Annotated in this window: 21 protein-coding genes; 15 read left to right on the forward strand and 6 right to left on the reverse strand. The window is 61.2% G+C overall.

The window, feature by feature from the left end; translation table 11 throughout:
* Positions 1–15 precede the first annotated feature (15 nt).
* Together BLT26_RS05535 and moaA are read right to left on the reverse strand one after the other, a co-directional pair.
* Positions 16–1,566 carry a Re/Si-specific NAD(P)(+) transhydrogenase subunit alpha gene (locus tag BLT26_RS05535; RefSeq protein ID WP_091509877.1) on the reverse strand — a complete coding sequence of 517 codons (1,551 nt, stop codon included), beginning with the start codon at positions 1,564–1,566 and terminating at the stop codon, positions 16–18.
* 395 nt (positions 1,567–1,961) lie between these two features.
* Positions 1,962–2,930 carry a GTP 3',8-cyclase MoaA gene (moaA, locus tag BLT26_RS05540; protein WP_091509881.1) on the reverse strand — a complete coding sequence of 323 codons (969 nt, stop codon included), beginning with the start codon at positions 2,928–2,930 and terminating at the stop codon, positions 1,962–1,964.
* Between the two features lie 442 nt (positions 2,931–3,372).
* On the opposite strand from moaA, the gene BLT26_RS05545 reads away from it, so the two are divergent.
* From BLT26_RS05545 to BLT26_RS05575, 7 genes are all read left to right on the forward strand, one after another.
* A complete protein-coding gene (locus tag BLT26_RS05545) occupies positions 3,373–3,957 on the forward strand; it encodes an ANTAR domain-containing response regulator (protein WP_091509884.1) in 585 nt (194 codons plus the stop codon).
* The gene (locus tag BLT26_RS05550) at positions 3,954–5,030 is read left to right on the forward strand and encodes a CmpA/NrtA family ABC transporter substrate-binding protein (RefSeq protein WP_091509887.1); all 1,077 of its coding nucleotides are present in this window, start codon (positions 3,954–3,956) and stop codon (positions 5,028–5,030) included. The genes BLT26_RS05545 and BLT26_RS05550 overlap by 4 nt, the downstream gene beginning before the upstream one ends.
* Before the next feature lie 304 nt (positions 5,031–5,334).
* Positions 5,335–7,860 carry a nitrite reductase large subunit NirB gene (nirB, locus tag BLT26_RS05555; protein ID WP_091509891.1) on the forward strand — a complete coding sequence of 842 codons (2,526 nt, stop codon included), beginning with the start codon at positions 5,335–5,337 and terminating at the stop codon, positions 7,858–7,860.
* 92 nt (positions 7,861–7,952) lie between these two features.
* Positions 7,953–8,348, forward strand: a complete 396-nt coding sequence (gene nirD / locus BLT26_RS05560; RefSeq protein WP_091509894.1) for a nitrite reductase small subunit NirD — start codon at positions 7,953–7,955, stop codon at positions 8,346–8,348.
* A gap of 2 nt (positions 8,349–8,350) precedes the next feature.
* Positions 8,351–11,020 (forward strand): nitrate reductase, encoded by a 2,670-nt coding sequence (locus BLT26_RS05565; protein WP_091509898.1) that lies wholly within the window; start codon positions 8,351–8,353, stop codon positions 11,018–11,020.
* 150 nt (positions 11,021–11,170) lie between these two features.
* The gene (locus tag BLT26_RS05570) at positions 11,171–11,578 is read left to right on the forward strand and encodes a VOC family protein (RefSeq protein WP_091509901.1); all 408 of its coding nucleotides are present in this window, start codon (positions 11,171–11,173) and stop codon (positions 11,576–11,578) included.
* A gap of 58 nt (positions 11,579–11,636) precedes the next feature.
* Positions 11,637–12,362 carry a dienelactone hydrolase family protein gene (locus BLT26_RS05575; protein WP_091509903.1) on the forward strand — a complete coding sequence of 242 codons (726 nt, stop codon included), beginning with the start codon at positions 11,637–11,639 and terminating at the stop codon, positions 12,360–12,362.
* Positions 12,363–12,461: 99 nt separating this feature from the next.
* Here BLT26_RS05575 and soxR read toward each other — a convergent pair whose 3' ends face one another.
* Positions 12,462–12,920 (reverse strand): redox-sensitive transcriptional activator SoxR, encoded by a 459-nt coding sequence (gene soxR, locus BLT26_RS05580; protein ID WP_091509907.1) that lies wholly within the window; start codon positions 12,918–12,920, stop codon positions 12,462–12,464.
* A gap of 358 nt (positions 12,921–13,278) precedes the next feature.
* Here soxR and BLT26_RS05585 point away from each other — a divergent pair, with 358 nt between their 5' ends.
* Both BLT26_RS05585 and BLT26_RS05590 read left to right on the forward strand, forming a co-directional pair.
* A complete protein-coding gene (locus BLT26_RS05585) occupies positions 13,279–14,235 on the forward strand; it encodes an ABC transporter ATP-binding protein (protein ID WP_091509910.1) in 957 nt (318 codons plus the stop codon).
* Positions 14,232–14,993: an ABC transporter permease gene (locus tag BLT26_RS05590; protein WP_091509913.1), complete on the forward strand. Its 762-nt coding sequence runs from the start codon at positions 14,232–14,234 to the stop codon at positions 14,991–14,993. The genes BLT26_RS05585 and BLT26_RS05590 overlap by 4 nt, the downstream gene beginning before the upstream one ends.
* A gap of 58 nt (positions 14,994–15,051) precedes the next feature.
* Here the strand turns inward: BLT26_RS05590 and BLT26_RS05595 are convergent, their stop codons facing one another.
* The 3 genes from BLT26_RS05595 to BLT26_RS05605 all read right to left on the reverse strand — a co-directional run bounded on the left by BLT26_RS05595 (position 15,052) and on the right by BLT26_RS05605 (position 18,302).
* Complete coding sequence (locus BLT26_RS05595; protein WP_091509916.1) at positions 15,052–15,960, reverse strand: MBL fold metallo-hydrolase; 909 nt, start codon at positions 15,958–15,960, stop codon at positions 15,052–15,054.
* Positions 15,953–16,852 (reverse strand): glycerophosphodiester phosphodiesterase family protein, encoded by a 900-nt coding sequence (locus tag BLT26_RS05600; protein ID WP_091509918.1) that lies wholly within the window; start codon positions 16,850–16,852, stop codon positions 15,953–15,955. Before BLT26_RS05600 ends, BLT26_RS05595 begins: the two co-directional genes overlap by 8 nt.
* Positions 16,853–16,916: 64 nt before the next feature.
* Entirely contained in the window at positions 16,917–18,302 is a 1,386-nt protein-coding gene (locus BLT26_RS05605; RefSeq protein WP_091509922.1) for a hypothetical protein, read from the reverse strand.
* 710 nt (positions 18,303–19,012) lie between these two features.
* Here BLT26_RS05605 and BLT26_RS05610 point away from each other — a divergent pair.
* The 6 genes from BLT26_RS05610 to BLT26_RS05635 are packed head-to-tail and all read left to right on the forward strand — an operon-like array spanning position 19,013 to position 22,902.
* Positions 19,013–19,603 carry a response regulator transcription factor gene (locus tag BLT26_RS05610; RefSeq protein WP_091511025.1) on the forward strand — a complete coding sequence of 197 codons (591 nt, stop codon included), beginning with the start codon at positions 19,013–19,015 and terminating at the stop codon, positions 19,601–19,603.
* 8 nt (positions 19,604–19,611) lie between these two features.
* A complete protein-coding gene (locus BLT26_RS05615) occupies positions 19,612–20,046 on the forward strand; it encodes a curli production assembly/transport protein CsgE (RefSeq protein WP_245720605.1) in 435 nt (144 codons plus the stop codon).
* Positions 20,046–20,465, forward strand: a complete 420-nt coding sequence (locus tag BLT26_RS05620; RefSeq protein WP_091509927.1) for a curli assembly protein CsgF — start codon at positions 20,046–20,048, stop codon at positions 20,463–20,465. The genes BLT26_RS05615 and BLT26_RS05620 overlap by 1 nt, the downstream gene beginning before the upstream one ends.
* Before the next feature lie 58 nt (positions 20,466–20,523).
* Entirely contained in the window at positions 20,524–21,393 is an 870-nt protein-coding gene (locus BLT26_RS05625) for a CsgG/HfaB family protein (RefSeq protein WP_175453033.1), read from the forward strand.
* Positions 21,394–21,427: 34 nt separating this feature from the next.
* The gene (locus tag BLT26_RS05630) at positions 21,428–21,976 is read left to right on the forward strand and encodes a hypothetical protein (protein WP_091509935.1); all 549 of its coding nucleotides are present in this window, start codon (positions 21,428–21,430) and stop codon (positions 21,974–21,976) included.
* A 35-nt stretch (positions 21,977–22,011) separates the two neighbouring features.
* Complete coding sequence (locus BLT26_RS05635; protein WP_091509939.1) at positions 22,012–22,902, forward strand: hypothetical protein; 891 nt, start codon at positions 22,012–22,014, stop codon at positions 22,900–22,902.
* Positions 22,903–23,074 lie beyond the last annotated feature (172 nt).

Here is a 23,074-nt window from a genome sequence, read left to right on the forward strand (position 1 = left end):
CTTTCTCCTCCCCGATCAACGGCGGAACATTTTCAGCATGCGGTAAGTGACGAAGAAGCCACCAAAAATATTGATACTCGCCACCAGCACGGCGATAAACGCGAGCAGGGTTACCAGCCCGGAACCCGTGGCTCCCACCTGCAGCAGCGCACCCACCACCACGATACCGGAAATGGCGTTGGTCACACTCATCAGGGGCGTATGCAGCGCGTGAGTCACATTCCAGATGACCTGCCAGCCGACAAAAATAGCCAGCACAAAAACGGTAAAGTGGGCCACAAAATCCGGCGGCGCCACCCGGCCCAGCCACAGCAACAGGGAGCCTGCGACGAGCCAGAAAGCCAGTATGGACAGCGGTGATTTCCGCTTGGCGGGCTTTTCCGCCGCTTCAGGTTTGGGTTCCGGCTCCTTTGCCGGCGCCGGTTTCGGCTGTGCGCTGACTTTGGGCGGGGGCGGCGGCCAGGTAATCTCACCGTCCCTGACCACCGTCGCGCCACGGATGACCTCATCGTCAAAATCGATATTGATCTCGCCGTTTTTTTCCGGCGCGAGCTCGGCCAGGAGGTGGGTCAGGTTGGTGGCGTAGAGCTTTGAAGACTGGGTTGCGGCCCGGCTTGGCAGGTTGGTGTAACCGATGATGGTTACCCCGCTCTTTACCACTTTCTCATCTTTCTCCGTATAGTCGCAGTTGCCGCCCATTTCCGCCGCGAGGTCAACCACCACCGATCCCTCGGCCATGGTGTCGACCATGTCTGCCAGCCACAGCTTCGGCGCCGGCTTGCCGGGGATGAGGGCAGTGGTAATGACGATATCCGCTTCTTTCGCCTGCTCGCGGAACAGGGCCATCTCTGCATCGATGAATGCCTGGGACATCTCCTTGGCGTAACCGCCCTGGCCGGAGCCCTCTTCCTCGATATCCACAGTCAGGAATTCGGCGCCCATCGACTCCACCTGCTCACGCACTTCCGCGCGTGTGTCGAAGGCCCGCACCATTGCACCCAGGCTCTTGGCAGTGCCAATGGCGGACAGCCCGGCCACGCCGGCACCGATTACCAGTACCCGGGCGGGGGGGATCTTGCCCGCAGCTGTTATCTGCCCGGTGAAAAAGCGACCGAAGTTGTGGGCGGCCTCGATCACAGCACGATAGCCGGCGATATTCGCCATGGAGCTGAGTGCATCCATTTTTTGCGCCCGGGATATCCGTGGCACCGACTCCACGGCCAGGGCGTTGATATCCTTCTCGGCAAGCTTATTCAGTAATTCTTCATTCTGTGCGGGTTTCAGGAAGGCAACGAGCGTTGCCCCGGAGGGAATCAATTCAATCTCACTGTCTGTCGGCGCCTGCACCTTGAAGACCAGCCCTGCATCACGCAGGCAGCTCTCGGCATCTTCACGGATCTCGGCTCCGGCTTCGCGGTAGGCATCGTCAGTAAAGCTTGCTGCCGCACCGGCCCCAGCCTCGACGATAACGGAAAAACCGAGTTCCCCCATGCGCCGGACGCTCTCGGGGGTGGCCGCCACCCGCGCCTCCCCCGGAACGGATTCCTTTGGTATGGCTATGATCACCGCTTACTCCCTCTGTCGTTGTTATCGAACTGGCGAGCCAACCGGTTGCCAGCCCTGGGACCTATCTGGCCCTCAGGCAGCCTTGTGCAAATCCGGTCGGCGCACATTCAGAGACATCGCAGCCAATGATTCTAACCATGCAGGAAATTTATTAAAACAAAAGAGACGGAAGCCCGTTATAAATATCATCAATAGTTCACCCCGCGCCGCAGCCCCGCCTGCAGATAAAAAGTGAACTTTCGGCACCCCGGGGGGCTGGTGTTCTCCCGAATGGCTTCTTGCGCCGGCGCCACCTCGCCCAGTGGCAGCGACACGGGCTCAAACCCCAAAACTGTACATCGTGCCATAACTGCCGTTACTGCCGCGTCGAATCCAGCGCAGGCTCCTGCCAGGTCTCACCCTCCCAGCTGGGAAAGATTGCGCATTGCTCCCACCTGTCCCTGGTCGAGATGATGTTGCAGGGGTTTTTCGCCAATAGCCCGCTGGATTTTTTCTGCCAGCGCGCGACTGTCACCCCGGGAGATCTCCCTGTAAAGGTCTATGCCGTGGTCGGCAAAGAGGCACAGGTGCAGCCGACCCTGCGCCGAGATCCTCAGTCGGTTGCAACTGTTGCAGAAATCCTCTCCATAGGGCGTGATCAGGCCGATACGGCCGCGGTAGGCGGGGTGCCGGTATTCCCGCGCGGGACCGGCGTCACGGGCCCGCGGCAGCAGCTGCCAGCCGTCCTCCAGCAACTGGTGTTCGATAACCTGGCCGCGCAGGTGGTTGCTGGCGAAGTAGGCCTTGTTCTCTCCCGTGCGCATCAACTCGATAAAGCGGACGGTTACCGGCATCTCCCTTATCCAGCTCAGGAATTCACGCAGTCGCCGCCGGGACCCGTCCTGCAGCAGGACTGCATTGACCTTCACCTCAATCCCCAGCTGTTGTGCACGTGCAATCCCCTGGAGCACACGCGGCAGGCAATCGTGACCAGTGAGCTCGGCAAACTCTGCGGGATCGAGGGAGTCGATACTGATATTGAGCTGGTCGAGCCCCGCCGCATGCCAGCCGTCGACGACCCGGGGCAACTTGTAGCCGTTACTGGTGACCGCGACACGACGTATACCCGGCGTGGCTTTGCTGGCCGCGATGATTTCCGGGAGGTCACTGCGAAGGGATGGTTCGCCGCCCGTGAGGCGCACCTTCTGTGTGCCCAGGCTGGCGAAAGCCCGTACGACCGTGGCAGCCTCAGCACTACTCAACTGCAGGCTGTCGTCACCGGCGCTGTACCCATCCGGCAGACAATAACTGCAGCGAAAATTGCAGGCATCAGTAACGGACAGGCGCAGGTAGTAGAACCTGCGCCCGTAATTATCAATAAGCATCAGGCGCCTTTCCGGGTCAGGGAGACAACAGGTATCACCGGCTCTTGGGAGGCCGGGCGAAATCTTCGCCGGCGCTGGTGCCACAGATGGAGACGGGCACCCCGCAGTAATCTCCTATCTTCAGGCAATCTCCATGCCACGACCCACAGACTCGGAAGGCGCAGTGCCGCCCACATTCAAGTCGCCCACATTTTCACTGTTGGATGCACCAGGAAAACGCGCCACGCTCCCGCCCGCACCAGAAGGGCGCAGCGCAATCTCGCGCCTGCCCTGCCTGCTCACGATCATTCCATCCCTGCACCTGGTCGTCCTGACTGGCACAGGTTTTGATTGTTTTTTGTAAGCAGCGCGTCGGCCGGCAGTTTCCTGCCCATACCCCACCGCGCGGACACGCATCGGAACAGGTAAACCGCAGCAAATGCGGCCATAGAAAACTGACACAATGAGCGAACGCCTCGGCATCATACTGGTCGACGACCAGCCGGAACGCGCAGAGATGGTCTGCCGACGCCTTCGCGCAGCCGGCTATCGGCTGCTGGCACATCTCAACAGTGCCGCAGGACTACTGCCACAGGTGGACCGGCACCGGCCGGACATGGTCCTTATTGATATCGAGTCCCCGGACCGTGACATTCTGGAAAGCCTGTCATTTATCAACCGCCACCATCCCACCCCCGTTGCAATGTTCTCCGCCCGGGGAGATGCCGACTTCATCACCAGTGCGGTCCAGGCTGGTGTTAGCGCCTACATGGCCGAGGGACTGAGCCCCGAGCGCGTTGCGCCGGCGATCGAAATCGCCATGGCCCAGTTCCGCAGCTACCAGCAGCTCCGCCAGTCGCTGGAGCGCACCCAGCGGCAATTGCACGAACGCAAGACCATTGAGCGTGCCAAGGGGCTGCTGATGGCAAAGAAAAGGCTGGACGAAGAGGCTGCCCACCGGACGCTCCGAAATCTCGCCATGAACAGCAACGCTTCCATGCTCGACGTGGCGGAACAGATCATCAACCATTTGCAGTCCCAACCATGAACCCAACCCCAATCCCGCACCTGGAAAGGAAACATATCAAGCTGCTCTACCTGCGGCTGACCGACAGTGCCCCGTTGATCGTGGCAAAAGAACAGGGATTCTTCTCACGCGTTGGGCTCAACGTCGAATTGCAGAGGGAAACGTCCTGGGCCACATTGCGTGACCGCCTGATCGGCGGCACCGCTGACGGCGCCGCCATGCTTGCCCCCATGCCGCTCACGCTCGCCCAGGCATTGCCGCAGTGCGAGGAGACACTGCTGACAGGACTGATCCTGAGCTGTAACGGCAATGCCATAACCCTGTCACGCCGACTCAGCGAGGAGCTGGGGATAAGCGCGGGAAGTGCCGACGGCGCGGCAGCCGGTAGCGCTCTCGCACGGTACCTGCAGGCCATGCCGGACACCGCGCCCCCCCTGAAGTTGGCGACGGTGTACCCGTTTTCCAGTCATACGCTGCAATTACGGCACTGGCTGGGTGTCGCGGGTCTCGCCCCGGACCGGAAGCTACAACTGCTGGTTTTGCCACCCGAGCAGATGGTGGCCGCCCTGCGCCGCGGTGACATAGATGGATACTGTGTCGGCGAGCCATGGAACACCCTGGCTGCGCGCCAGGGACTGGGGACTGTGGTCGCAGCCTGCAACATACTGTTGCCAGCCATGCCGGAAAAAGTGCTCGCGGTGACTGGCAGCTGGCACCAGTCGAATCCTGGTACCCACCTGGCACTGCGCATGGCGCTACTGCAGGCCTGCAACTGGCTTGGGCAACGCAGTGCGCGAGCCGACGCAGTCCCGGTGCTGGCCCGACGCGACTACCTGGACCTTGATCCCGCCGACCTGAGACCATCCCTCGCTGACCAGCTCCACCTCGGGGACAGGAGCCGCCCGGTCGACAATCCCGGCTGGCACCTGTTTGCCCACCCCGACAGCGACAGCGGGCGCCCTACCGAAGAGAAGGCGCGGCAGTTGCTGGAGCTGTGTGCAACCTTCTCACCCGTTGCTGGCGCCACCACCCATGCATTCCGGGCGGACCTCTACCAGCAGGCGCTGGACGCTGTAAGGCTGCACCGGCCCTAGCCGGCGGCCGGCCCCCTAAAGCTCAAAGAAACATCCCGGGCACCAGCCGGGTGCAGCGCAACGCTTTTCGCACCAACTTGCTGCAGGTCTGGCTCCAGAGGCCTGCGGCAGCGCCCCAAAAAACGGGCATCCTGCGGTTGGCACAGACTTTGAATGTCCATCGTTGACACCCTACAGACACAATTCATTACTCCCCGAGGCAACGGCGCCTGGACTCTTCGGCAGAAGAGCACACGGCCGTGCCGGACTTTCCCGCCCAACCGTTCCCCTCCTGCCGGAAACTTCAGATAAAACGGCAGGATTTATGGTCAAGCAAAAACTCATCGTTATCGGCAACGGCATGGTGGGCCACCACTTTCTGGAACAGCTGGCGGCACGACCGGAAAGGGCCCTGTTTGAGGTCACGGTATTCTGTGCTGAACCCCGGCCGGCCTACGACCGCGTACACCTGTCCGAGTATTTCGCCGGGCGCAGTGCCGAAGACCTGGCAATGGGCAAGGTAGACCAGTACCGCGAGTGGGGCTACGAGCTGCTGCTGAACGATGCGGTAGCAAGTATCAACAGGAAAGAGAAAACCATCATCTCGGCCAGCGGTACTACCCGCCCCTACGACCACCTGATACTCGCCACCGGCTCCTACCCTTTCGTGCCACCGATTCCCGGCCACGAGCACGCCAGGTGTTTCGTCTATCGGACACTAGAGGACCTGGACGCAATCCGGGCTGCCAGTGAGGACGCACGCTGCGGCGTAGTGGTGGGTGGCGGCCTGCTGGGGCTCGAAGCCGCGAACGCACTCAGGGAGCTGGGGCTGGAAGCCCACGTGGTGGAATTCGCTCCGGGGCTGATGTCGGTGCAGCTGGACGGGGGCGGCTCGGAACTGCTCAAAAACAAGATTGAAGACCTGGGTGTGACCGTCCACACCGACACTGCCACCGAGCTGATCGAGGAGGTGGGCGGCCGCCTGCGTATGCAGTTCAGGGGTGACCGGGAGCTGGTAACGGATCTCATCGTCTTTTCCGCGGGGATCCGCCCGGAAGACAAGCTCGCGGGAAGTGCCGGCCTCGAACTCGGCGAGCGCGGCGGTATCGTCATCGATGAGGCCTGCCGCACCTCGGACCCGCATATCTTTGCCATCGGCGAGTGCGCCCTGTACGACAACAGGATATTCGGCCTGGTAGCGCCTGGCTACTCCATGGCCCGCACTGCCATTGCCCGCCTCTGCGGCGAAAGCGCCAGTTTCACCGGTGCTGACATGAGCACCAAGCTGAAGCTGCTCGGCGTTGAGGTGGGCTCCATCGGCGATGCACACGGTCGTGCAGAGGGCGCCTCGGCCATCACCTTCGTGGATGAGCAGGCCGGCGTCTACAAACGGATCATCATGGACGGGGCAGGAAAAAAACTGCTGGGCGCGGTGCTGGTGGGAGACACCGGGGACTACGACCAGCTCCTGCAATACCACCTCAACGGTATCGAGCTTCCGGAGCAGCCGGAGCAGCTTATCCTGCCCGCCGTGGACGGCGAGACGCCCGCCCTCGGCGCCGGCGCCCTGCCCGCCACTGCCACTATCTGCTCGTGCCACAACGTCAGCAAGGGCCAGATCATGGAGGCAGTACAGGGCGGTTGCTGCTCCCTCGGGGAGGTCAAGGAACAAACCTGTGCCGCCACCGGCTGCGGAGGTTGCGCGGCGCTGCTGAAGAACGTGGTGGATGAGGAGCTGGCTGCGCTCGGGGTGGAGGTCAACAACCACCTGTGCCCGCATTTCGAGTTCACCCGCCAGGAGTTGTTCCATATCGTGCAGGTGGGGGAGATCCAGACATTTGACGAGCTGCTGGAAAAGCACGGCCGCGGCCATGGCTGTGAAATCTGCAAGCCCACCGTGGCCTCGATACTCGCCTCACTCTGGAACGACCATATCCACAGCAAGCCGCACGTGGGCCTGCAGGACACCAACGACACCTTCATGGCCAACATGCAGAAAAACGGCAGCTACTCGGTGGTACCCCGAGTGCCGGGTGGTGAAATTACCCCCGACAGGCTGATTGTGCTCGGCCAGGTGGCCAAGAAGTACAACCTCTACACCAAGATCACCGGTGGCCAACGCGTGGACCTGTTCGGCGCACGCCTCGAACAGCTGCCGGAGATCTGGCGAGAGCTTATTGACGCTGGCTTCGAGACCGGCCACGCCTACGGGAAGTCCCTGCGCACGGTGAAGTCCTGTGTCGGCAGCACCTGGTGCCGGTTCGGAGTACAGGACAGTGTCGGTATGGCCCTGCATATCGAGAACCGCTACAAGGGCCTGCGCTCGCCGCACAAGATCAAGATGGCGGTGTCGGGCTGCACCAGGGAGTGCGCGGAGGCGCAGAGCAAGGACGTCGGCGTGATCGCCACCGAAAATGGCTGGAACCTGTTCGTGTGCGGCAATGGTGGCATGCGGCCGCGTCATGCCGACCTGTTCGCCACCGACCTGGATGACGAAACCCTGGTCCGCTACATCGACCGCTTCCTGATGTTTTACGTCCGCACCGCCGACAAGCTGCAGCGGACCTCGGTCTGGCTGGAAAACCTGGAGGGCGGCCTCGACTACCTGCGCGAGGTGATCATCGAGGACAAGCTGGGTATCGGCGCTGAACTGGAAGAACAGATGGCCAGGGTAATCGGCACTTACCAGTGTGAGTGGAAGACGGCGATCAACGACCCGGAGATGCTCAAGCGCTTCCGCCAGTTCGTCAATACCGACGAACCGGACGAGAAAATTGTCTTTGTCGAGGAACGCGGCCAGCCGCGACCGGCGCGCGATGACGAGGTGGTAAAAATTGCGGAGCCCGCGTGACAGCCGCCGGCGGGCCCCAATGCACCAACCAGGGGCGCTGCCCCTGGATTTCAATCAGGGATGCACAACTATTGCATTTTGGAGTATAAATAATGAATCAAGTTGCCATAAACCCCGCTCCGTGGCAGCCGGTTTGCCAGCGATCAGACCTGGTTGCCAATTCCGGAGTGTGTGCACTGATGGGCGATCCCTCTGCCACCGGCCCCCTGGCCGGGCGCAGGAGTATCGCCCTGTTTTTTATTCCCCACGCGACGCCACAGTTCTATGCCATTGATAACTGGGATCCCATCGCCGGTGCCGGGGTCATTGCCCGGGGCCTCGTAGCGGAAATCGACGGCGAACTGACGGTAGCGTCCCCCCTTTACAAACACCACTTCCGGCTGCGCGACGGCGCCTGCCTGGAAGACAGTAATGTTTGCCTGCGCACTTACCCGGTAGCCCTGGACGGCGACTGTGTCAGTGTCGCGCTTGCCCCGGATCGCCAGTAGCGATGGCGCCGACCGAGCGCCTCCGCGCGCACAGGAGTTGTACCACCTGTCCCTATTGCGGCGTCGGTTGTGGCGTCTCGGTAACCCGGCAGGTAGCCACCAGTGATGCCGGGGTCTCTGTGGAGGGCGACAGGCAGCACCCCGCCAATCGCGGACGGCTGTGTGTCAAGGGCTCGGCACTTGCGGAAACCCTGGGAGAGCGCGGTCGCCTGCTGCGCCCACGCCTGCACGGCCGGGAATGCGACTGGGAAACAGCCATGGGCTACATGGCAGAGCAGTTCTCCAGAACCATCGAGCGGCACGGGCCTGATTCGGTGGCTTTCTACCTGTCCGGGCAACTGCTTACCGAAGACTACTACGTGGCCAACAAGCTGATGAAAGGCTTCATTGGCAGCGGCAATGTCGACACCAACTCCAGGCTTTGCATGTCCTCGGCAGTGGCGGCCTACAAGCGGTCACTGGGCGCCGATGCTGTACCCTGCTGCTACGAGGACCTGGAGCACGCGGACCTGGTGGTATTGGTGGGCTCCAACGCGGCCTGGACCCATCCCATTCTCTTCCAGCGCATGCAGCAGGCACAGGCGAAGCTGGTGGTCATCGATCCCCGCGCCAGCGCCACCAGTGAAACAGCCGACCTGCACCTGGCCATCACCCCCGGCAGCGATGCGGCCCTGTTCAGCGGGCTGCTGAATTACCTGGTACAGGGCCACCACATCGACCGGCAGTTCGTGGCAGAACACAGCGATGGATTCCAGCAGGCCGCGGCGGCCGCGGCAGCGTGGGGCCCGGACAGGACCGCCCGCACCTGCGGGCTGGCGCTGGATGAACTGCTGGCTTTCTACCAGCTGTTTGCAAGCACCAAAAAAACCATCACCTTCTATTCACAGGGGATCAACCAGTCCACCAGCGGCACCGACAAGAATAATGCGATCATCAACTGTCACCTGGCGACCGGCAGGATCGGCCGCCCTGGTTGCGGCCCCTTCTCGATCACCGGCCAGCCCAACGCCATGGGCGGGCGCGAGGTGGGTGGGCTGGCCAATATGCTCGCCGCACACATGGACTACCGCGCTGATCATATCGACCGCGTCAGCCGTTTCTGGCAAGCCTCCAATATTGCACGCAGGCCCGGCCTGAAGGCGGTGGACCTGTTCCGGGCGGTCGAGTGCGGCGAGATCAAGGCTATCTGGATCATGGCGACCAACCCGGCGGTGAGCATGCCGGACGCCGCACAGGTAAGCCGGGCCCTGCGCAAGTGCCCACTCGTGGTGGTGTCCGACTGCGTGACCGATACCGATACCGCCCGCTGTGCGGACCTGTTGCTGCCGGCCACAGGCTGGGGGGAGAAGGACGGCACCGTGACCAACTCGGAGCGACGCATCTCGCGGCAGCGCGGCTTCCTGCCGCCTCCCGGTGAAGCCCGGCACGACTGGCAGATAATCTGTGACCTGGCGAACCGGCTGGGACACGGAGAGGCGTTCACATACCGGCATCCCGCGGACATATTCCGCGAGCACGCCGCCCTGTCGGGTTTTGAAAACGGGGGTGAGCGGGCCTTCGACATATCCGCTCTCGCCGGGCTGACCAGGCGACAGTATGAACAACTCACACCGGTGCAATGGCCGGTCAACGCCGCCAACCCTGGCGGCACGGCGCGGCTTTTTACCGACCGGCGGTTTTTCACCGGCTCCGGCCGGGCGCAATTTATCCCGGTGGAGCCACGCCTGCCCCGGCAGCAGCGCAGCCAGGGGTTCCCGTTGTGGCTCAACAGCGGACGCCTGCGGGACCAGTGGCACACCATGACGCGTACTGCCCGGTCGCGGCGGTTGCTCGACCACAGTGAGTTACCGGAGATCCAGCTGGGCCCGGCAGACGCCGCAGATCATGCCATCGGGGACGGCCAGCTGGTGGAGCTGCGCAGCGCCCGCGGCCGCATGCGCGGTCGCGCCGTGGTGAATCCGGCGCAGCCCGCCGGCCAGTTGTTTGCACCGATTCACTGGAGCGAGAGCCTCGCCGCTGACAGCCGGGTCAGCGCGCTGGCGGAGCCGGTCACGGATCCGCATTCCGGGCAACCCGAATTCAAGCAGGTAGCCGTGCACCTGCGCGCGGTTACCGTCCACTCCTACCTTCGCCTGGTGTGCCCGGCCATTATCGCCGAACGGTTACAGCGCCAGCTGGACAGGCTGGCGGGACTGGAGCACTGGTACCGGGTGCCCTGTGACGGCGGCTTCCGGTATGAACTGGCATTCTCGGCCGCACCGGACTGCCGGGCACTGGCACTAGAGCTGCTGGAAGGCCCCGGCGACGCCCTGCGCTGGCAGCGACTGCAATTGCCGGGTGCCGAACGCTGGCTGGTGGATAACGGCGAGCTGCAGTTACTGATGTTTGCGGCCCCTGACTGGCGGCGGTTACCGGACGGTTCTGCCCTGGAGCAGTGGCTGCAACGGCCCCTGCCTGAAAAAACCGCGCAGCTCCTGCGGGACATCGCGCCGGCCTCGCCGGTGGTTTGCAGCTGCATGCAGGTATCGCGGCAACAGATAGACGCTGCCATCGAAGCCGGCGCCGAATCGGTAGAGGCACTGGGGGAAGCCCTGGGCTGCGGTACCGGCTGCGGGTCCTGCAAGCCGGAGATCGCCGCCCTGCTCAGGACGCAGCAGGCCAGCGTTGCCTGAGCGGGTGGCACCACCATGCCCCAGGGCCTGCAAGCCCATCGGGCCAGGGGCATGGTGCACACTGGCGTACGGACGTTAACATGCCTGTCCGCAGCGGGCCGGAGATGGCAGCGCGCGGCAAACATTCCCGGGCAGATACCAGGACAGGCCATGTTCCGCATCCGCAATATCGACCACATCGTGCTCCGCGTCACCGACTTACGGGCCATGTTGGCTTTTTACGTGGATATACTGGGCTGCAGCGTCGAGCGCGAAAAGCCCGGCATTGGCCTCTACCAGTTGCGCGCCGGCGGCAGCCTGATTGACCTGGTGCCCGTCAGCGAGCCGCTGGGCCGCGCCGGCGGCGCGCCACCCGGCCGGGAGGGGCGCAACCTGGACCACCTTTGCCTGCATATCGAGCCTTTCCACCCCCAGGCCCTTGTCCGCTACCTGCGCGCCAGGGATATCGAGCCGGGACCAGTGGAGACCCGCTACGGTGCCACCGGCAACGGGCCCTCGCTCTATATTCAGGACCCCGAGGGAAACACGGTGGAACTGAAAGGTTCCCCACCAGCTTGAGATACCCGGGAGCGCACGCCTATAGTCAGTACCCGGCAATCGATCAGGGAGAGCGAACATGCACAGCGAGAGCATTGAATACACCGTCGATGGCGAATCCTTTACCGGCTACGTGAGTTATGACGACAGCCGCGAAGGCAAGCGTCCCGGTATTATCGTTATCCACGAATGGTGGGGGCACAACGACTTCGTGCGCATTGAGGCCGACAAGCTGGCTGCCGAGGGCTATACCGCCTTCGCGCTGGATATGTTCGGTACCGGCAAGCAGGCGGACAACCCGGACGATGCCGGAGCATTGATGAACGCCGCGCTGGAGAAACCCGGAGCAATTGAAAAGCGCTTCCGCGCGGCAATGGAAATCCTGCAACAGCACGAGACCGTGGATGCCTCACGGATCGCCGCCCAGGGCTACTGCTTCGGCGGCATGGTGGCGCTGAACATGGCCCGGCTGGGGCTAGACCTGCGGGGCGTGGTCAGTTTCCACGGTGCGCTGGAATCAGATATCGACGTCGAGCCCGGCAGCGTCAATGCCGAATTGCGGGTGTACACCGGCGGCGCCGACGACATGATCCCGGCAAAACAGGTCGCCGCCTTTGTCGAAGAGATGCAGAACGCTGCAGTGAAATTCGAGCTGACCAGTTACCCGGGCGTGAAGCACGGTTTCACCAATCCGGCGGCGACAGATCGCGGTGAGAAATTCGGCATCCCGCTGGCATACAGCAAGGACGCTTCGCAGGATGCCTGGAACGGCGCCATGGCTTTCTACCGCAAACTGTTTGGCTAGCCTCTGCCCGCCGGGATACCGGGGCACGCGCACCCTTTGCAATTTACGGGAGAAAGTGGCCCCGGCCCTCCGGATATCACCCCTTCGGCAGGCCGGTCCTTATCTCGGCTCCAGGTAACAGGCTCCGACACCCTGTTCCCCGGCCTTGTCATCGGCGTTGTATAGGGGGCAGCATTTCATCGACAGGCAGCCGCAGCCGATACAGCCCTCAAGCCGGTCGCGCAGCCCGACCAGCTCCCCGATCCGCCGGTCCAGGTCATCACGCCAGCAGGCGGACAGCCGCGCCCAGTCTTCCCGGTCCGGCGTACGGCCGTCCGGGAGAGTGTCCAGCGACTCCCGGATTTTTGTGAGCGGCACACCCGCGCGCTGGGCGACCCTGATAATCCCGATCCGCCGCAGCACATCGCGCGCATAGCGCCGCTGGTTGCCCGCGGATCGCCAGCTGCGAATCAGGCCCTTGCTCTCGTAGAAATGCAGGGTCGACACAGCCACCCCGCTCCGTCGGGCCACTTCCCCAACTCCCAGCTCGGATTTTGTTCCCCGTCCTCTGTCACTCATCGCTTTCTTCCAGCACACTGTTTTTATATCCCATATTTTCACCCCAACAAGCTATTGACCTCAAGTTTGCTTGAGGTTTTACACTGCCCCGCACCAACTGAAAAGCACACAAGGAGAGACACCATGATGGCAAGCGGAGAACTCAGGCCGAATCCACAACGTCGGCCGGAGCAGAGCAGTGGCAGAGATGCGGGGCGCGCACAAGGACAAGCGGAGACCCCTCCGGTACACTCGGCAATCACCCGCGCCCTCGGGGCGATCGGCAGGATACTGCTGAAACTGGTGGTGCGCTGGGCGCACCGGGCACAGGTAGCCAGCCCGCCTGGCCCGTGGATTCACAAATAAGCAAGGAGTAGCAGTGGAACCCATTATTTCGGCCAGGGGGGTAAGCAAGACCTACCAGGGCGGCTTTACCGCACTGCGGGATGTCGACCTGGAGATCCGCCGGGGCGAAATCTTCGCCCTGCTCGGCCCCAATGGCGCCGGCAAGACCACGCTCATCAGCATCATCTGCGGTATCGTCAATCCGTCCAGCGGCACCGTGCTGGCCGACGGTCACGACATTATCCGTGACTACCGTGCGGCCCGCAGCCGTATCGGGCTGGTTCCCCAGGAACTCGCCACGGATTCATTCGAGAGTGTCTGGGCCACCGTTACTTTCAGCCGCGGCCTCTTCGGCCGGGCGCCGGATCCCGCCTATATCGAGAAACTGCTGCGCCAGCTGTCCCTGTGGGACAAGAAAGATAGCCGCATTATGGCGCTTTCCGGCGGAATGAAACGCCGGGTGATGATTGCCAAGGCGCTGTCCCACGAGCCAAAGATCCTGTTCCTCGACGAGCCCACCGCCGGCGTCGACGTGGAGCTGCGCCGGGACATGTGGCAGATGGTTCACAGCCTGCGGGAATCGGGGGTGACCATTATCCTCACCACCCACTACATCGAGGAGGCGGAGGAAATGGCCGATCGCGTGGGCGTGATCAACCACGGCCGGGTGGTACTGGTGGACGACAAGAGGACGCTGATGCAGAAAATGGGTGAGAAGGAACTCAGCCTGCAGCTGGCGCGCCCCATGGACAAGCTGCCGAAATCCCTGGCCGGACTACCGGTGAAGCTCAGCGAAGACGGCCAGCGGCTCATCTACCACTTCGACATCAAGAGCGGGGACACCGGCATTACCGATTTCCTGCGCCGGCTCAACGATGCCAATATTGATTTCCGCGACCTGCATACCCGCGAGAGTTCCCTTGAGGACATATTTGTGGGGTTGGTAAGGGCAGAGCGCGATGAGCGGTTGAAAGAGGAGTCGCAGTCATGAACTGGTACGGCATACGGGCTATCTACAGGTTCGAGATGGCGCGGACCTGGCGCACGCTGATGCAGAGTATTGCCTCGCCCGTGCTTTCCACCTCGCTCTACTTTATCGTGTTCGGGGCAGCGATCGGCTCACGCATGGGAGAGATTGACGGCATCAGCTATGGTGCCTTCATCATTCCCGGCCTGATCATGCTGTCATTATTGAGTGAGAGCATTTCCAACGCCTCCTTCGGGATCTTCTTCCCGAAGTTTTCCGGAACCATCTATGAGGTATTGTCCGCGCCGGTATCGGCATTCGAAATAGTGGCTGGCTATGTCGGTGCCGCCGCCACCAAGTCGGTCATCCTCGGCGGGCTGATCCTGCTCACCGCGCGCTTCTTCGTGGACTACGAGATCCTGCACCCGGTCTGGATGCTGGGCTTCCTGGTCCTGACGGCCGTCACTTTCAGCATGTTCGGGTTTATCATCGGGATCTGGGCCGACGACTTCCAGAAGCTGCAGATCATTCCACTGATGGTCATCACGCCCCTGACGTTTCTCGGTGGCGCTTTTTACTCGATCAACATGCTGCCGGAATTCTGGCAGAAGGTGACCCTGTTTAATCCCGTCGTCTACCTGATCAGTGGCTTTCGCTGGGCCTTCTACGGCGTGGCCGATGTCAACGTGGCCGTCAGCCTGGGCATGACCGTGCTGTTCATGCTGCTGTGCCTCTGCGGTGTCTGGTGGATTTTCCGCACCGGCTACCGCATCAAGACCTGAGGGGCGGGGCAAAAAAATGGCGGCTCGCGCCGCCCCCCTGCCCGGCTCCCGGCCGAGGTCACTGCGTGCGGACCAGCGAATCGTAGACGATCCCCGTCCACACATCGGGCTTCATGAAAAACTGCCCGTACTCCGCGTCATACTCCCTGGTCGGTTTCGCCGCAATCACCTCCTCGCGGCTGAGCCCCTTGTCGACCAGCACCTGGATCCGGTCGCGTAGTTCGACCAACAGATCACGCTGCTGCTTCAGTTCGGCACGGTTACTCAGTGCGCCGTGGCCGGGAATGATTTTCGTCCTGTCATCGGCCAGCGCCAGCACCCGGTCCATGGCTGCCACCATACCCTGGACCGAACCGCCGGAAGACAGGTCGATGAATGGATAGCTACCGTTAAAAAAGGTGTCGCCGGTGTGAATCACATTGGCTTCGCGGAAATGCACCATCGAGTCCCCGTCCGTATGTGCCGGGGCCAGGTGCTGTACGTGTACTTCGTCGCCGTTCCAGTGGAAGGTGGTGGCATCGGTGAAGGTGATAACCGGCAGGGCGGCGGCGGGCGAAGCCGGCACGGTGCGGCCCAGCTCTTTCATAAACTGCTCGGCGCTCATGCGCTTACGGACATTTTCATGCGCCACCACCAGGGCGCCAGCTTCACCGAAATTCTCATTGCCGCCCGTGTGGTCCCCGTGCCAGTGGGTGTTGACGACAAAGCGCACCGGTTTATCAGTTATTTCCTTCAGTGACGCACGGATCTTCTCTGTCAGCGGTGCGTACTGGTCGTCCACCAGGAAAATACCGTCTTCGCCCGAGAAGACGGCGATGTTACCCCCGGCGCCCTGCAACATGAAAACCCCGCCGGCCACCGGCTGGCTCTTGATTTCCACATTGGCAAAACGATCCTGCGCCGAGGCCAGGACAGAAATCGCGCCGGCCATGGTAGTGAGAACGGCGACTTTCATTACTTTACGCATTGCTGACCTCCCGATTGTTGTTGTTGCGGCGGTTGAGATTCTGCAGGATATCCGGCCTGTCAGTGACAATGCCATCCACGCCGAGCTCTGTCAGCCAGCGCATCTGTTCAGGGGCATTCACCGTCCAGACCGATATATGAAGGTCGAGGGAGTGGGCCGCCTTCAGGAAACGGGAGCCGATGACCGGCAGCCCGAAGTAACGCAGTGGTAGCTGCATGGTCTGGTAGGCCGGTCGCAGGAGCGTTTCAGCGCGCAACAGCTGGGCCACGTAGAAAAGCAGGGCGTCGCCAAGCGATGCTCCAGTGGTCACTTCCGGGCAGATGCGGCGGAACTCGTCGATCACCCGTTTGTGGAAGGTCGATACGATAACCCTGTGTTGCTGGCCCGCGCGACGAATGGCCGCACACATGGCGTGGGCGGCAGCGAGGTCGTTGTTCTTGAGCTCGATTATCAGCGGGATATCGGCGACCGCATCGAAGACCTCATCGATCGTGGCGATGCTCAGTGGTGAATCACGGTAGGGAAAGGAAATTCCGTCGCGGGTCCAGTTCTCTGCCAGCCTGAGCCCCCGCAGTTCTTCGAGGGACAGGTCGATTACCCTGCCCTCCCCGTCCGTGGTTCGCTCGAGCACATCATCGTGAATCAAAACCAGGTGCCCGTCCGCGGTAAGGTTGAGGTCAACCTCGACCGCATCGACGCCAAGGCTGGCCATTTCGCGAACATAAAGCAGCGTATTGCCCGGATACAGCCCCCGCCCCCGCTCGTCGCCATGCGCTATCACCATCGGGGTGGGGCCGGCGGGCAGGTTTACAGTGCGTTCTTGCGCCAGCCGACCCCGCGCGTAAAACCACAGAATCGCCAGCAGCAAACAGAACAGGGCGAACCACATCATGGCCGGGTGCTTGCCTCTTTATCTTGTGTGAAGGTCGTTCCCGGGAGCTGCCGGGAACACAGCCTCAGGCGGAGTCCTCCACCGTTTCCAGCGTCCGGCTGGAGCGGCGCCAGCCCTCATAGCGGGACTCCAGCCACAGGGGCAGAAAGATCACGATGTCGTACAGCCGGATCAACAGGTCGCTGCAGTGGAGGAGCACAGCACCCACCAGGCGCAGAATTGTCGACAACGAGCGCAGCACCAGGGCGGCCAGCATGCCCAACACATTGCGCGCCGAGGCAACAAAACCCTCGAGCGGCACCGCGGTGAACGCGAGCACCAGCGGCAGGACAAAGCCCAGCAGCATCTGTGCGGTGGTTGAGACCCATGAAATGTCACCGGCAGCGGCGGCCCTATCTGTCAGGTCGCCCTGTATCACTACCTCCCGGGTAAAGGCGAGACCCGCCTCGCTACAGGCAAGGGCAAGCAGCAGACCACCAGCGGCCCACGCGAGTCTCTTGCGCAGGACGTCGCCCAGCGAGCCCAGCGCCGGAACCATCCTCGTGACGCCCAGGCACTCGAGCAGAAAAACTCCCAGGCCGATCTGGAGCAACAGGATCACCCCGGCGGTGGTATCCGCCAACGGGTAAGCACCGATGGCCGCTCCCCCGCCGACAAGCTCAGCCAGGGGCCGGGCGATCAGGTGGAAATTGACCAGCGCACCGCCTGCGAGGATCACCAGTACAAAGGCAGAGATAAAGAACTGGCTCAACGAGGAGGATGACAGGCGGCGCACGGCGCGGTCGCTCCCCTGCTGTATGTCTTCATAGCGGCGCATGTGGCCATCGAGGGCCGTGGCACGACGGATGACGGATTCCACATTTTTATTCACCCGGCCCAGCCTCTTCAGGATAGAGCGCCAGTGCGGGACCATCCGCTTCAGTAACTGGTGCCGCTCCTTGGAGGATTCCCGGTAGGCCTCGAGAGCCTTGGCCTCTGACTTGCGCATCGAGTGGTGGATAATTTCCAGCACATCCCCGACCACTGGATCCTGCGTGGCGGGGATCTCGCAGACCGCCTTGATGGCCTTGGCCCAGTTCGAGGGCTCCGGCGGCACCTCGGCACTGCGCACGTAGTCCTCGTCAATGGCGGTTAGCTGTTCGCACAGCCGACGATGCAAGGTGGGGTACTGCGCCAGCTCCCGCTTCATGGTGGCCTCGATCCGCTCGAACTCCCGCTCCACGCTGCGCTCGGCGGCTTCCAGGCCACTCGCGAGCATGACCTCCCGGTTGCGGGCCTGCAGGCGCCGCTCGGCCCCGGACACAGCCTTCGCCGCAAGGCGCAGAGACTGTTGGGCAATGCGTCCGAGGGTACTGATGGCCTGGTGGACTGGCTGGCGGGCAACGAATAGCACCAGTAACGCCAGGGTGAACCACAGCCAGAGCGGAAGACTGTCCAGAATTTCGGTCACTATTCTCTCTCCTATTGTTCGACTGGCTAAAAATCAACCTCCGGCGCTATGGAGGACTTCCGGTATCACGACAGCTCCAGTACCCACGCTGGCGCTTAACCTGTTGATTTTGAGCAGAATAACCGCACCTGGCCACCACCAGGGCGGACAGGGTCACTTCAGGGCAATCTGCTTCGGCCATGCATAAGATGCCAAAATACGACACTTTACACTGCCGGGCCAGCCCCGGGCCCGGACAGTTCGCCAGTCTCCCGGCTGCCAATGTAAGCCGGGCGTCCCAGTCGGCCTGGCCTGGCCGAAGACTCGCCGCCTGGCTCGCGCGCCCTTAGTGCGCAGTGCCGGCCCTTAAATACTCACCCGAGTGTGACTATTTTCCCCTCTCCGGCCAGCGCCGACAGCCTCGCGATCGCAGTCCGGGGGACAGCCCCTGTGCCCATGGTATAAAGCAATAAGTTCGATTATTGGCCACCGGATTGAGTGGAAAACTCCCGGGCGGAATTCGGCGTTTTCCGTAAGCTCCTGTCACTCGCAAATCGCCCCGCAGCGTCTACACTCCATACTAACTTCTCACCTGGTGAGCTTTTTGCCCCATAGGTGTATTGGTTCCCGGCAAGCTTCGACAAACTGGCGAATCAACCGTTTCCAGGGTGTCTGACTTAGCGCGCGCACTCAGGATGAATTGTTTCCAAGGAGAGGTAATGGAGAATTGTATGCCGGTGCTTTTCTACAGCAACTCCGGCCTTCATGGGGATCTGCTTTTTTGCCTGATTTCCGATTCACTGCCGGGGGAGTGGGAAAAGGCGGAAATTGGCCGGCAGAGACATTGCCTCCCCCACTATTCGGCAATAGTCATTGACTGTTCACAGATTTCAGTCACTGCAGGTGAGAATACCCTGACCAGGTTCCTCCTAAGTGTCAGCCACCCGAATGTTTTACTGGTTGACTATCCGGCAGACTTCCCGGAATCCCTCTCGACACAAATCGAGAGCCGGGGAATAGAGTTTTTATGCGACTCTCACTGCAGCCAGGATACGCTGCTCGAAAAACTGGGCACGGCCCTGGGGGGGCGCAAGCAGCAAACGGCGTCTGAGCGTCAACGGCACCTGCTCACCCGCCGTGAACAAGAGATTCTGAGCCAGCTTACTTCAGGAGAGTCCAACAGCGTAATTGCCACCAGGCTCCACCTCAGTGAGCACACGGTCAAGAACCATATCTACAACATCTTCCGCAAGATTGGCGTGAAGAACCGGCTGCAGGCCAGCAACTGGGCGAAGCTGCACCTGGAGGAAGAGCGAATATGAGGCGCCTTTTGCCTTTTCTGCTTGTCGCCCTCTCTCTCTACGTTTCGGCACAGGACAGCGAACTGGATGAGGCCACCCGGACGGAAGACCTTGAGCAGCCCGGCGGCCGGCTAGAGGATGAAATCAGCGGCTTCAATATCGACCAGACAATCAGCCGCACGGGTCACGATTTTGCCCGCTACATGAATGAATACAGGAGCTTTCACTATCCCGACAGTGAATACAACCTGACAATCCGGGAGCGACCTTCAGCGCGCTGGGGCAACCTGATCTGGATCACGTACAACGGCAAAACCCTGTACAGGCGTTTCCTCCGCCCCAGCACCACCAATGTCAAGCAGGAGGCAGAGCAGGCTGCGATACAGATTCACGAGATAGTGCAGCAGGAAAAAATAAGGCAGGCACTAGAGGATAATTTTGATTTAGGGAAGGATGAATTCTGATGAGAATTAATAAGTTTATTGGACTGATTATTCCGGCATCCCTGTCATTGTCGGCAGGACTCGCGTCTGCCACTGAGCTTATCTATACACCGGTCAATCCGAACTTCGGCGGGAACCCCCTGAACGGCAGCTACCTGATCTCCAACGCCCAGTCCCAGGATGACAATGAAGATCCGGACCGGCCGGAAGATCTCTACGAACAGCCGAGTGCGCTGGACAGGTTCACAGATTCGCTGGAGACACGCCTGCTAAACCAGCTGCTTACCGACGTCGGTAACGGCAACAGCGGCGAACTGATCACCGATGACTTTATCGTCCAGATCGTGGATACGGATGGGGTACTGACGGTACTGATCACTGACAGGGAAACCGGGGACACCAGTGAAATCATTGTAAGCGGGCTGAACCCGACCAATTGATCCCGGCCCGATCTCAGCGCGAATAAATTTAATAACTTTATATCCGGAGGGATGTGTCATGCAATATGTCACAGCCAGAACAATCCTGCCGATGCTCGCCCTGCTAGGGAGCCTGGGCGGCTGCTCACTGATGAAGGATGCGAGTGATTCACTTGTCGGGCCCGGGGAGGAGACGGCACAGTTGACGCCACGCTCTGTGACATTCCGTGATCTCTTGAATCTCCCGCAACCCAAGGGAAAAATCCTGGCCGCCGTCTACAGCTTCCGGGACCAGACTGGCCAGTACAAGCCCCAGCCCTCCAGCAGCTTCTCCACTGCCATCACCCAGGGCGGCGCTTCGATGCTCATGGATGTGCTGAACGAATCAGGCTGGTTTATCCCGCTCGAAAGGGAAGGGCTCCAGAACCTGCTCACAGAGCGCAAGATTATCCGGGCCGCGCACAACAAGCCCAATGTCCCAATGAATAACGCCGACCCCCTTCCCAGCCTGGTCGCTGCGAACGTGCTCCTGGAAGGGGGAATCGTGGCTTATGACACCAATATTCAGACCGGTGGCATCGGGGCCCGCTATTTTGGCATTGGCCTCGACGGCCAGTACCGCGTGGACCAGGTGACCGTGAACCTGCGGGCCATTGATATCCGTTCAGGCCGGGTCCTGCACTCGGTGTTGACTTCTAAAACCGTTTATTCGAAAGCGGTCAGCGCTGACGTGTTCCGCTACGTAAAATTCCGTCGCCTGCTGGAGATGGAGGCCGGCTTCACTACCAATGAACCAGCACAACTGGCGACGTTATCCGCAATGGAATCGGCGGTGATTCACCTGATCAGCGAGGGCATCGTCAGCAATTCCTGGGCATTACAGAACCCGGACGATATCAACAACCCCGTATTGCAGTATTACCTGAACGAACCCACAACAATCATGTAGCCGCCTATCTGGCGCGCGGGCCAGGAACCAGAATATGAGTTTACGACGCCACAGCTACTTGCCGGGCCTCCTGGCCCTACTGCCCGTTGTCCTGATGCTGCCTCCGCAGGCGCAAAGTGCCGACCTTTCTGCCGTGTCCGAGCTTCCTGCATCCAGTGAACTGGATTATTTCGGTCTCGCCTCTATCGCCAATATGGCCATCATCTACCAGGAGGGTAGCCTGAACGACATCGATGGCAGGCAGACAGGCTTGCTGAACTACCTTTCTGCCCTGCAGGAAGGACACCAGAACGGCCTCTCTATCGACCAGTATGGCGAGGGCAACGCGATCATCTCCCGCCAGCTGGGTGAAGCCAATATTGCGGCCCTGATCCAGGCGGGGATTGAAAATCTCATCCAGCTCGACCAGCTGGGCTTCTCCCACAAAGCCGAAATATCCCAGTTTGGCAGCCAGAACTCGGCGCGGGTCGAGCAGATCGGGGCCATTCACAGCGTTTACATCTACCAGAGCGGAAACGGCTTGAATACCTCGGTCACGCAGACGGGAACCGCCATATCAACCATCGTCAACCAGTACGACTGATCACTGCCGCCAGGCCCTGAATCGGGTACCCCCCCATGAAAATATATGCGTGGATCCCAGCACTGCTCACTGTGATTGCCAGTACTGGCACTGTTTCACAGGCTGACAGTACCGAGCAATCCCAGGCCGGCGTACTCAATTCCGTCATTGCCGACCAGGCCTCCCCAGATCCCGGTGGTAACGAAATCCTCCAGGAGCAGGCAGGAGGCTACAACAGCGCAGCCGCAATTCAAGAAGCGGAGACAGGCAGCAGCAGCTCCCAGGAACAGGATGGATTTCTCAATGAGGCTGTTACCATCCAGCAATTCGGCACCGGGAACAGCAACAGGATTTTCCAGCTGGGCGCCAACAATACTGTCACCAGCCTGCAATTACTGACCTATGACAATGGTGCGAATGTCAGGCAGATCGGTGTGGGAAACCGCGCTGATACGAACCAGGTGCTGGGTGTAGGCAACCAGCTACTGGTTAATCAGCGCGGGGCTCTGCAGAGCGCCGAAGTAGAGCAGACGGGAAGCTTCACGTCACGGGCAATCTCCCTCCAGAGGGGCACCAGCAATGTGACCCGGACAGGCCAGTCCGGCAGCGGTCACCAGGCAGTCCACGATCAGGACGGCAGCCTCAACAGAAGTGGGTCCAGCCAGGCCGGGTTGGCAAACGAGCTGGAGAGCGTGCAAAGCGGTATCTCCAATACCGCAAACGTCGTCCAGGAGGATTTCTACAATAACGCCCAACTATCGCAGGATGGTTTTCTCAATGGTGCCCGGGTGATTCAAACTGGAGTCTTCAACCAGGGAGGCAGTCACCTCGCCATCATACAGCAGGCTGGACAGCTCAATGACGTCCAGGTCATACAGAGCGGCCTTTCCTCAACCACGATTGTCACCCAGATCGGCAGCGGGAATTCTGTCTCGCTGCGTAACTAGCTCCTGCTCCCGACCGGTACACTAGCGTCGCGCCAGGGGCTTTCCGGGGCCACGGCGCCATTTGTGCCCACGAGCAGTTGAAACTCACGCCCAGTTATCTCCAGCCCCGCAAGAGGCGCTCCGCCTGACCAATAACCGCCGATGATGCCTGACGCATTTTACTTCCCGGGCG

The sequence above is a fragment of the Microbulbifer yueqingensis genome, from assembly GCF_900100355.1.
Taxonomy (GTDB): domain Bacteria; phylum Pseudomonadota; class Gammaproteobacteria; order Pseudomonadales; family Cellvibrionaceae; genus Microbulbifer; species Microbulbifer yueqingensis.